The organism is Shewanella sp. HL-SH4 (assembly GCF_051164845.1).
Lineage (GTDB): Bacteria > Pseudomonadota > Gammaproteobacteria > Enterobacterales > Shewanellaceae > Shewanella > Shewanella glacialimarina.
Genome location: NZ_CP195037.1, coordinates 2644928 through 2656418 on the forward strand (window position 1 = coordinate 2644928; position 11491 = coordinate 2656418).

At 53.0% G+C, this 11491-nt stretch carries 1 protein-coding gene and 7 pseudogenes; all 8 read right to left on the reverse strand.

Annotation, left to right across the window (positions count from 1 at the left end; genetic code table 11):
- Positions 1–55 precede the first annotated feature (55 nt).
- Positions 56–568, reverse strand: coding sequence for a type I secretion C-terminal target domain-containing protein (locus tag ACRWQL_RS12510; protein ID WP_434953374.1), 513 nt, complete (start codon positions 566–568; stop codon positions 56–58).
- Positions 548–709 (reverse strand): annotated as a pseudogene (locus tag ACRWQL_RS12515) (hypothetical protein); the annotation flags it as partial. The gene ACRWQL_RS12510 and the pseudogene ACRWQL_RS12515, both read right to left, overlap by 21 nt.
- 363 nt (positions 710–1072) lie before the next feature.
- A pseudogene (locus tag ACRWQL_RS12520) lies at positions 1073–1777 on the reverse strand (choice-of-anchor K domain-containing protein); the annotation flags it as partial.
- 195 nt (positions 1778–1972) lie between these two features.
- A pseudogene (locus ACRWQL_RS12525) lies at positions 1973–2296 on the reverse strand (VCBS domain-containing protein); the annotation flags it as partial.
- Between the two features lie 105 nt (positions 2297–2401).
- Positions 2402–6628 (reverse strand): annotated as a pseudogene (locus ACRWQL_RS12530) (beta strand repeat-containing protein); the annotation flags it as partial.
- A gap of 6 nt (positions 6629–6634) precedes the next feature.
- A pseudogene (locus tag ACRWQL_RS12535) lies at positions 6635–9880 on the reverse strand (beta strand repeat-containing protein); the annotation flags it as partial.
- Positions 9875–10204: pseudogene (locus ACRWQL_RS12540) on the reverse strand (cadherin-like domain-containing protein); the annotation flags it as partial. The pseudogenes ACRWQL_RS12535 and ACRWQL_RS12540, both read right to left, overlap by 6 nt.
- Positions 10199–11488 (reverse strand): annotated as a pseudogene (locus ACRWQL_RS12545) (tandem-95 repeat protein); the annotation flags it as partial. The pseudogenes ACRWQL_RS12545 and ACRWQL_RS12540, both read right to left, overlap by 6 nt.
- Positions 11489–11491: the final 3 nt, after the last annotated feature.

The following is an 11491-nucleotide window of genomic DNA, read 5'->3' on the forward strand; positions in this document are numbered from 1 at the left end:
TATGAACATCTTTTATCGCCCCCATATTACTATGGGGGGATTTGTTTGCCTAAAATTAAGGGATCATTTGCCCATCAGGCTTATCAATAAACGGGTCAATACCTTGTCCATTCGGTGCTGGTGTTGGATTTGTATCAACAATTAGCGCACCATCCTTGAGTAGCCCGTTAATTATAACCCCTTCAGCAGAACTGCCATAAATACCCGCTAAGTCAACGCCATCAAGGGTAATCGTTTGCTCGAAAGTACCATCACCATCAGCATCGATTTCTATAATACTAGAGCCTTTGGCGTTGTAGCTAAAGTTAAGTAGATTTTCAAGATTGTTATATTCCTCATTAATGAGTAAATCTCTTAGATCAATCTTATCTTCCAGGCGGTTAAAGTCAGAGATGATATCATTACCAAACTCACCTTTTTGCCATACGAAAGTATCAATGCCGCTATCGCCGCGTAATACGTCATCGCCTAAGCCACCAATGAGAGTGTCATTACCTGCACCACCACGTAGACCATCGTTATGGGTACCGCCATCGATAAAGTCATTGCCAGTATGACCAAAAAGAATATCTGAACCAGATTGTCCATAGATACGATCGTTACCGCTACCACCATTAACTACATCAGCTTTTTGTGATGCCACATCATTGGCAAGCAATAAGCCATCAAGGTCTATCATGGTATCAGCACCCGATAAAGTACCTGTCATAATATGATGATTAGCAATAGTGTTTAGATCGAGTTCTAACTCATCATCAGATTTATAACCAAACGCACCTGTTTCTCCTGCGTAAATAATATCGCCGCCGCGACCTGTTTCAATATGGTCATTACCTGAACCGCTGCTAATAACTTGTGAACTATCTTTACTATAACTCGTTAAATTAGCACCTGAAGCGGATATGGCGTTATTATTTGCATCTGTAATCTGACCCGTTAGTCCGCCACCAAAATTGACGTTAACTTGTTTCTGATTTAAGCCATTTTCACCATTAAGTACCACAAAATCATCATTCAGGCTGGCACCAGTAGTCGTAACCTTAGCTGCATCTTCAACCGGTACGTTTTGAGCATTCACTAGATTTACATCTATGGTCAATGTTGCACTTGAAGTATCACCATCAGCATCTCTAATCGTGTAGGTAAATAAGTCTACGGCTCCAGTTGGTATGTTGTCTGTGGTACTCGTTAGCTCATAGGTATAACTTCCATCATTATTAATGATTAAGGTGCCGTACTGGCCAGTGATTATTGCGCTGACATTACCGGTCACGCCAGTGCTAGTTTGATCGCCAGCAGCAACGCCAATGACTAAACTGATATCAGCACCACTAATATCATTGTCCATAACGTTTCCTTCTACTGAAGGTAAGTCATAGCCAGTACCTGCTACCATGCGAATAACTAATTCGTAGCTGGTTGAAGCATTTTCATCGGTGTAAATAGAGGTAACAATATTGCCGTTATTATCTCTAAAGCCAATGACTTGAATGGTATATAAGTCGCCTTCATAGTTGAAGGTGACGTTGGTTTGACCAATTGTGACAATATCGCGAGGATCTGGTCCATTGTTAGGCGTCTCGTTGTGGCTAAAGTTTAGCTTCAAGGTGACGCCAGTAACATTACCAAATGAGTCAATCACATTGAACACTACATCCATAGTGGCCGCTGTAATAGATGAACCACTGTTAATTGGATAGTTATAGTGAGTAAATGTACCTAATACAATATCTTGGTTTAATGTTACTTCGCCGTTAAGTGCTGCATCATTATCCATAAACCCATAGCCAGATTGAGCACCATTGGTGGTACCCCAACGAACTTGATCTAATGCTAAATCATTATCTTCACCACCGCGGCCTACATCGCCATCGAATCGGTTAACGCCAGTACCACCTGTAACCGTTTTCCATTCTGCTTGGACACCACCAATAATAGCGAAAGAGTCTTGAATAACGGTTAATGAGGCAGTGTCATTGGTTGCAATAGATGCATCATCATATACCGTTGCATTAAGCGTAGCTGTAGCTTGATCACCATCAATATCAAATGCAGTGATTTGGAACTCATCAGTTAGTGAGTCTGAATTTGTTCCACTATGAGTTTGAGCATTAGTTAACGTGTAAGTGTATTCCAATACGCCATCGTTATATCCGGTAATAGTAAGCTGCCCAAACTCTCCAGCAATTATGAGAGGTGAAGTCGCTGATGCCGCAATTAAAGCCGCTAAGGTCAGAGTATTAAGTGTGCCACCAACTTGAATTTCCAGTCTGTCTAAACCATCTTTTGCCCCGATGGTCATGCTGCCAGAACTTTGAGTTACAGCTGTACTGTTTGATCCGTTTGTTAACCCTGCTTCATATACAGAAAGAATATCAGGAGTGCTTATAGTGACGTCATCGTTCACTGGGGTCACTGTGATGGTCAAGGTTGAAGTATCAGTGCTTGAGCCGTCGGTTAACACATAAGTGATCAGCGGTACTGGGCCGTTGTAGTTGGCGACCGGGGTGAAGCTGTAGCTGCCGTTGGCGCTTAAGGTAAAGCTGCCGACACCGGTAATGGTGACCGCTTGGCCTAAGGTCAAGGGGCCGGTCACGCCAGCAATGCTGAAGCTTTGCACTGTCACGTCGCCATCAACCGAGCTGGTGCCGGTTAATACGCTGCCAGTGGTGGCGCTGCTGTCTTCTGCCACTGAAATCACTTCGTTTGCGTCAGTGAAGTCATCGTTCACAGGGGTCACTGTGATGGTCAAGGTGGAAGTATCAGTGCTTGAGCCGTCGGTTAACACATAAGTGATCAGCGGCACTGGGCCGTTGTAGTTGGCGACCGGGGTAAAGCTGTAGTTACCGTTGGCGCTTAAGGTAAAGCTGCCGACACCGGTAATGGTGACCGCTTGGCCTAAGGTCAAGGGGCCGGTCACGCCAGCAATGCTGAAGCTTTGCACTGTCACGTCGCCATCAACCGAGCTGGTGCCGGTTAATACGCTGCCAGTGGTGGCGCTGCTGTCTTCTGCCACTGAAATCACTTCGTTTGCGTCAGTGAAGTCATCGTTCACAGGGGTCACTGTGATGGTCAAGGTGGAAGTATCAGTGCTTGAGCCGTCGGTTAACACATAAGTGATCAGCGGCACTGGGCCGTTGTAGTTGGCGACCGGGGTGAAGCTGTAGCTGCCGTTGGCGCTTAAGGTAAAGCTGCCGACACCGGTAATGGTGACCGCTTGGCCTAAGGTCAAGGGGCCGGTCACGCCAGCAATGCTGAAGCTTTGCACTGTCACGTCGCCATCAACCGAGCTGGTGCCGGTTAATACGCTGCCAGTGGTGGCGCTGCTGTCTTCTGCCACTGAAATCACTTCGTTTGCGTCAGTGAAGTCATCGTTCACAGGGGTCACTGTGATGGTCAAGGTGGAAGTATCAGTGCTTGAGCCGTCGGTTAACACATAAGTGATCAGCGGCACTGGGCCGTTGTAGTTGGCGACCGGGGTGAAGCTGTAGTTACCGTTGGCGCTTAAGGTAAAGCTGCCGACACCGGTAATGGTGACCGCTTGGCCTAAGGTCAAGGGGCCGGTCACGCCAGCAATGCTGAAGCTTTGCACTGTCACGTCGCCATCAACCGAGCTGGTGCCGGTTAATACGCTGCCAGTGGTGGCGCTGCTGTCTTCTGCCACTGAAATCACTTCGTTTGCGTCAGTGAAGTCATCGTTCACAGGGGTCACTGTGATGGTCAAGGTGGAAGTATCAGTGCTTGAGCCGTCGGTTAACACATAAGTGATCAGCGGCACTGGGCCGTTGTAGTTGGCGACCGGGGTAAAGCTGTAGTTACCGTTGGCGCTTAAGGTAAAGCTGCCGACACCGGTAATGGTGACCGCTTGGCCTAAGGTCAAGGGGCCGGTCACGCCAGCAATGCTGAAGCTTTGCACTGTCACGTCGCCATCCACCGAGCTGGTGCCGGTTAATACGCTGCCAGTGGTGGCGCTGCTGTCTTCTGCCACTGAAATCACTTCGTTTGCGTCAGTGAAGTCATCGTTCACAGGGGTCACTGTGATGGTCAAGGTGGAAGTATCAGTGCTTGAGCCGTCGGTTAACACATAAGTGATCAGCGGCACTGGGCCGTTGTAGTTGGCGACCGGGGTAAAGCTGTAGTTACCGTTGGCGCTTAAGGTAAAGCTGCCGACACCGGTAATGGTGACCGCTTGGCCTAAGGTCAAGGGGCCGGTCACGCCAGCAATGCTGAAGCTTTGCACTGTCACGTCGCCATCCACCGAGCTGGTGCCGGTTAATACGCTGCCAGTGGTGGCGCTGCTGTCTTCTGCCACTGAAATCACTTCGTTTGCGTCAGTGAAGTCATCGTTCACAGGGGTCACTGTGATGGTCAAGGTGGAAGTATCAGTGCTTGAGCCGTCGGTTAACACATAAGTGATCAGCGGCACTGGGCCGTTGTAGTTGGCGACCGGGGTAAAGCTGTAGCTGCCGTTGGCGCTTAAGGTAAAGCTGCCGACACCGGTAATGGTGACCGCTTGGCCTAAGGTCAAGGGGCCGGTCACGCCAGCAATGCTGAAGCTTTGCACTGTCACGTCGCCATCAACCGAGCTGGTGCCGGTTAATACGCTGCCAGTGGTGGCGCTGCTGTCTTCTGCCACTGAAATCACTTCGCTTGCGTCAGTGAAGTCATCGTTCACTGGGGTCACTGTGATGGTCAAGGTGGAAGTATCAGTGCTTGAGCCGTCGGTTAACACATAAGTGATCAGCGGCACTGGGCCGTTGTAGTTGGCGACCGGGGTGAAGCTGTAGTTACCGTTGGCGCTTAAGGTAAAGCTGCCGACACCGGTAATGGTGACCGCTTGGCCTAAGGTCAAGGGGCCGGTCACGCCAGCAATGCTGAAGCTTTGCACTGTCACGTCGCCATCAACCGAGCTGGTGCCGGTTAATACGCTGCCAGTGGTGGCGCTGCTGTCTTCTGCCACTGAAATCACTTCGCTTGCGTCAGTGAAGTCATCGTTCACTGGGGTCACTGTGATGGTCAAGGTGGAAGTATCAGTGCTTGAGCCGTCGGTTAACACATAAGTGATCAGCGGCACTGGGCCGTTGTAGTTGGCGACCGGGGTGAAGCTGTAGTTACCGTTGGCGCTTAAGGTAAAGCTGCCGACACCGGTAATGGTGACCGCTTGGCCTAAGGTCAAGGGGCCGGTCACGCCAGCAATGCTGAAGCTTTGCACTGTCACGTCGCCATCCACCGAGCTGGTGCCGGTTAATACGCTGCCAGTGGTGGCGCTGCTGTCTTCTGCCACTGAAATCACTTCGTTTGCGTCAGTGAAGTCATCGTTCACAGGGGTCACTGTGATGGTCAAGGTGGAAGTATCAGTGCTTGAGCCGTCGGTTAACACATAAGTGATCAGCGGCACTGGGCCGTTGTAGTTGGCGACCGGGGTAAAGCTGTAGTTACCGTTGGCGCTTAAGGTAAAGCTGCCGACACCGGTAATGGTGACCGCTTGGCCTAAGGTCAAGGGGCCGGTCACGCCAGCAATGCTGAAGCTTTGCACTGTCACGTCGCCATCCACCGAGCTGGTGCCGGTTAATACGCTGCCAGTGGTGGCGCTGCTGTCTTCTGCCACTGAAATCACTTCGTTTGCGTCAGTGAAGTCATCGTTCACAGGGGTCACTGTGATGGTCAAGGTGGAAGTATCAGTGCTTGAGCCGTCGGTTAACACATAAGTGATCAGCGGCACTGGGCCGTTGTAGTTGGCGACCGGGGTAAAGCTGTAGCTGCCGTTGGCGCTTAAGGTAAAGCTGCCGACACCGGTAATGGTGACCGCTTGGCCTAAGGTCAAGGGGCCGGTCACGCCAGCAATGCTGAAGCTTTGCACTGTCACGTCGCCATCCACCGAGCTGGTGCCGGTTAATACGCTGCCAGTGGTGGCGCTGCTGTCTTCTGCCACTGAAATCACTTCGTTTGCGTCAGTGAAGTCATCGTTCACAGGGGTCACTGTGATGGTCAAGGTGGAAGTATCAGTGCTTGAGCCGTCGGTTAACACATAAGTGATCAGCGGCACTGGGCCGTTGTAGTTGGCGACCGGGGTAAAGCTGTAGTTACCGTTGGCGCTTAAGGTAAAGCTGCCGACACCGGTAATGGTGACCGCTTGGCCTAAGGTCAAGGGGCCGGTCACGCCAGCAATGCTGAAGCTTTGCACTGTCACGTCGCCATCCACCGAGCTGGTGCCGGTTAATACGCTGCCAGTGGTGGCGCTGCTGTCTTCTGCCACTGAAATCACTTCGTTTGCGTCAGTGAAGTCATCGTTCACAGGGGTCACTGTGATGGTCAAGGTGGAAGTATCAGTGCTTGAGCCGTCGGTTAACACATAAGTGATCAGCGGCACTGGGCCGTTGTAGTTGGCGACCGGGGTAAAGCTGTAGTTACCGTTGGCGCTTAAGGTAAAGCTGCCGACACCGGTAATGGTGACCGCTTGGCCTAAGGTCAAGGGGCCGGTCACGCCAGCAATGCTGAAGCTTTGCACTGTCACGTCGCCATCCACCGAGCTGGTGCCGGTTAATACGCTGCCAGTGGTGGCGCTGCTGTCTTCTGCCACTGAAATCACTTCGTTTGCGTCAGTGAAGTTATCGCTCTCTGGGGTCACTGTGATGGTCAAGGTGGAAGTATCAGTGCTTGAGCCGTCGGTTAACACATAAGTGATCAGCGGCACTGGGCCGTTGTAGTTGGCGACCGGGGTAAAGCTGTAGCTGCCGTTGGCGCTTAAGGTAAAGCTGCCGACACCGGTAATGGTGACCGCTTGGCCTAAGGTCAAGGGGCCGGTCACGCCAGCAATGCTGAAGCTTTGCACTGTCACGTCGCCATCCACCGAGCTGGTGCCGGTTAATACGCTGCCAGTGGTGGCGCTGCTGTCTTCTGCCACTGAAATCACTTCGTTTGCGTCAGTGAAGTCATCGTTCACAGGGGTCACTGTGATGGTCAAGGTGGAAGTATCAGTGCTTGAGCCGTCGGTTAACACATAAGTGATCAGCGGCACTGGGCCGTTGTAGTTGGCGACCGGGGTAAAGCTGTAGCTGCCGTTGGCGCTTAAGGTAAAGCTGCCGACACCGGTAATGGTGACCGCTTGGCCTAAGGTCAAGGGGCCGGTCACGCCAGCAATGCTGAAGCTTTGCACTGTCACGTCGCCATCAACCGAGCTGGTGCCGGTTAATACGCTGCCAGTGGTGGCGCTGCTGTCTTCTGCCACTGAAATCACTTCGCTTGCGTCAGTGAAGTCATCGTTCACTGGGGTCACTGTGATGGTCAAGGTGGAAGTATCAGTGCTTGAGCCGTCGGTTAACACATAAGTGATCAGCGGCACTGGGCCGTTGTAGTTGGCGACCGGGGTGAAGCTGTAGTTACCGTTGGCGCTTAAGGTAAAGCTGCCGACACCGGTAATGGTGACCGCTTGGCCTAAGGTCAAGGGGCCGGTCACGCCAGCAATGCTGAAGCTTTGCACTGTCACGTCGCCATCCACCGAGCTGGTGCCGGTTAATACGCTGCCAGTGGTGGCGCTGCTGTCTTCTGCCACTGAAATCACTTCGTTTGCGTCAGTGAAGTCATCGTTCACAGGGGTCACTGTGATGGTCAAGGTGGAAGTATCAGTGCTTGAGCCGTCGGTTAACACATAAGTGATCAGCGGCACTGGGCCGTTGTAGTTGGCGACCGGGGTAAAGCTGTAGTTACCGTTGGCGCTTAAGGTAAAGCTGCCGACACCGGTAATGGTGACCGCTTGGCCTAAGGTCAAGGGGCCGGTCACGCCAGCAATGCTGAAGCTTTGCACTGTCACGTCGCCATCCACCGAGCTGGTGCCGGTTAATACGCTGCCAGTGGTGGCGCTGCTGTCTTCTGCCACTGAAATCACTTCGTTTGCGTCAGTGAAGTCATCGTTCACAGGGGTCACTGTGATGGTCAAGGTGGAAGTATCAGTGCTTGAGCCGTCGGTTAACACATAAGTGATCAGCGGCACTGGGCCGTTGTAGTTGGCGACCGGGGTAAAGCTGTAGCTGCCGTTGGCGCTTAAGGTAAAGCTGCCGACACCGGTAATGGTGACCGCTTGGCCTAAGGTCAAGGGGCCGGTCACGCCAGCAATGCTGAAGCTTTGCACTGTCACGTCGCCATCAACCGAGCTGGTGCCGGTTAATACGCTGCCAGTGGTGGCGCTGCTGTCTTCTGCCACTGAAATCACTTCGCTTGCGTCAGTGAAGTCATCGTTCACTGGGGTCACTGTGATGGTCAAGGTGGAAGTATCAGTGCTTGAGCCGTCGGTTAACACATAAGTGATCAGCGGCACTGGGCCGTTGTAGTTGGCGACCGGGGTGAAGCTGTAGTTACCGTTGGCGCTTAAGGTAAAGCTGCCGACACCGGTAATGGTGACCGCTTGGCCTAAGGTCAAGGGGCCGGTCACGCCAGCAATGCTGAAGCTTTGCACTGTCACGTCGCCATCAACCGAGCTGGTGCCGGTTAATACGCTGCCAGTGGTGGCGCTGCTGTCTTCTGCCACTGAAATCACTTCGTTTGCGTCAGTGAAGTCATCGTTCACAGGGGTCACTGTGATGGTCAAGGTGGAAGTATCAGTGCTTGAGCCGTCGGTTAACACATAAGTGATCAGCGGCACTGGGCCGTTGTAGTTGGCGACCGGGGTAAAGCTGTAGTTACCGTTGGCGCTTAAGGTAAAGCTGCCGACACCGGTAATGGTGACCGCTTGGCCTAAGGTCAAGGGGCCGGTCACGCCAGCAATGCTGAAGCTTTGCACTGTCACGTCGCCATCAACCGAGCTGGTGCCGGTTAATACGCTGCCAGTGGTGGCGCTGCTGTCTTCTGCCACTGAAATCACTTCGCTTGCGTCAGTGAAGTCATCGTTCACTGGGGTCACTGTGATGGTCAAGGTGGAAGTATCAGTGCTTGAGCCGTCGGTTAACACATAAGTGATCAGCGGCACTGGGCCGTTGTAGTTGGCGACCGGGGTGAAGCTGTAGTTACCGTTGGCGCTTAAGGTAAAGCTGCCGACACCGGTAATGGTGACCGCTTGGCCTAAGGTCAAGGGGCCGGTCACGCCAGCAATGCTGAAGCTTTGCACTGTCACGTCGCCATCAACCGAGCTGGTGCCGGTTAATACGCTGCCAGTGGTGGCGCTGCTGTCTTCTGCCACTGAAATCACTTCGTTTGCGTCAGTGAAGTCATCGTTCACAGGGGTCACTGTGATGGTCAAGGTGGAAGTATCAGTGCTTGAGCCGTCGGTTAACACATAAGTGATCAGCGGCACTGGGCCGTTGTAGTTGGCGACCGGGGTGAAGCTGTAGTTACCGTTGGCGCTTAAGGTAAAGCTGCCGACACCGGTAATGGTGACCGCTTGGCCTAAGGTCAAGGGGCCGGTCACGCCAGCAATGCTGAAGCTTTGCACTGTCACGTCGCCATCAACCGAGCTGGTGCCGGTTAATACGCTGCCAGTGGTGGCGCTGCTGTCTTCTGCCACTGAAATCACTTCGTTTGCGTCAGTGAAGTCATCGTTCACAGGGGTCACTGTGATGGTCAAGGTGGAAGTATCAGTGCTTGAGCCGTCGGTTAACACATAAGTGATCAGCGGCACTGGGCCGTTGTAGTTGGCGACCGGGGTAAAGCTGTAGCTGCCGTTGGCGCTTAAGGTAAAGCTGCCGACACCGGTAATGGTGACCGCTTGGCCTAAGGTCAAGGGGCCGGTCACGCCAGCAATGCTGAAGCTTTGCACTGTCACGTCGCCATCCACCGAGCTGGTGCCGGTTAATACGCTGCCAGTGGTGGCGCTGCTGTCTTCTGCCACTGAAATCACTTCGTTTGCGTCAGTGAAGTTATCGCTCTCTGGGGTCACTGTGATGGTCAAGGTGGAAGTATCAGTGCTTGAGCCGTCGGTTAACACATAAGTGATCAGCGGCACTGGGCCGTTGTAGTTGGCGACCGGGGTAAAGCTGTAGCTGCCGTTGGCGCTTAAGGTAAAGCTGCCGACACCGGTAATGGTGACCGCTTGGCCTAAGGTCAAGGGGCCGGTCACGCCAGCAATGCTGAAGCTTTGCACTGTCACGTCGCCATCAACCGAGCTGGTGCCGGTTAATACGCTGCCAGTGGTGGCGCTGCTGTCTTCTGCCACTGAAATCACTTCGTTTGCGTCAGTGAAGTCATCGCTCTCTGGGGTCACTGTGATGGTCAAGGTGGAAGTATCAGTGCTTGAGCCGTCGGTTAACACATAAGTGATCAGCGGCACTGGGCCGTTGTAGTTGGCGACCGGGGTAAAGCTGTAGCTGCCGTTGGCGCTTAAGGTAAAGCTGCCGACACCGGTAATGGTGACCGCTTGGCCTAAGGTCAAGGGGCCGGTCACGCCAGCAATGCTGAAGCTTTGCACTGTCACGTCGCCATCAACCGAGCTGGTGCCGGTTAATACGCTGCCAGTGGTGGCGCTGCTGTCTTCTGCCACTGAAATCACTTCGTTTGCGTCAGTGAAGTCATCGTTCACAGGGGTCACTGTGATGGTCAAGGTGGAAGTATCAGTGCTTGAGCCGTCGGTTAACACATAAGTGATCAGCGGCACTGGGCCGTTGTAGTTGGCGACCGGGGTAAAGCTGTAGTTACCGTTGGCGCTTAAGGTAAAGCTGCCGACACCGGTAATGGTGACCGCTTGGCCTAAGGTCAAGGGGCCGGTCACGCCAGCAATGCTGAAGCTTTGCACTGTCACGTCGCCATCAACCGAGCTGGTGCCGGTTAATACGCTGCCAGTGGTGGCGCTGCTGTCTTCTGCCACTGAAATCACTTCGTTTGCGTCAGTGAAGTCATCGTTCACAGGGGTCACTGTGATGGTCAAGGTGGAAGTATCAGTGCTTGAGCCGTCGGTTAACACATAAGTGATCAGCGGCACTGGGCCGTTGTAGTTGGCGACCGGGGTGAAGCTGTAGCTGCCGTTGGCGCTTAAGGTAAAGCTGCCGACACCGGTAATGGTGACCGCTTGGCCTAAGGTCAAGGGGCCGGTCACGCCAGCAATGCTGAAGCTTTGCACTGTCACGTCGCCATCAACCGAGCTGGTGCCGGTTAATACGCTGCCAGTGGTGGCGCTGCTGTCTTCTGCCACTGAAATCACTTCGTTTGCGTCAGTGAAGTCATCGTTCACTGGGGTCACTGTGATGGTCAAGGTGGAAGTATCAGTGCTTGAGCCGTCGGTTAACACATAAGTGATCAGCGGCACTGGGCCGTTGTAGTTGGCGACCGGGGTGAAGCTGTAGTTACCGTTGGCGCTTAAGGTAAAGCTGCCGACACCGGTAATGGTGACCGCTTGGCCTAAGGTCAAGGGGCCGGTCACGCCAGCAATGCTGAAGCTTTGCACTGTCACGTCGCCATCAACCGAGCTGGTGCCGGTTAATACGCTGCCAGTGGTGGCGCTGCTGTCTTCTGCCACTGAAATCACTTCGTTTGCGTCAGTGAAGTCATCGCTCTCTGGGGTCACTGT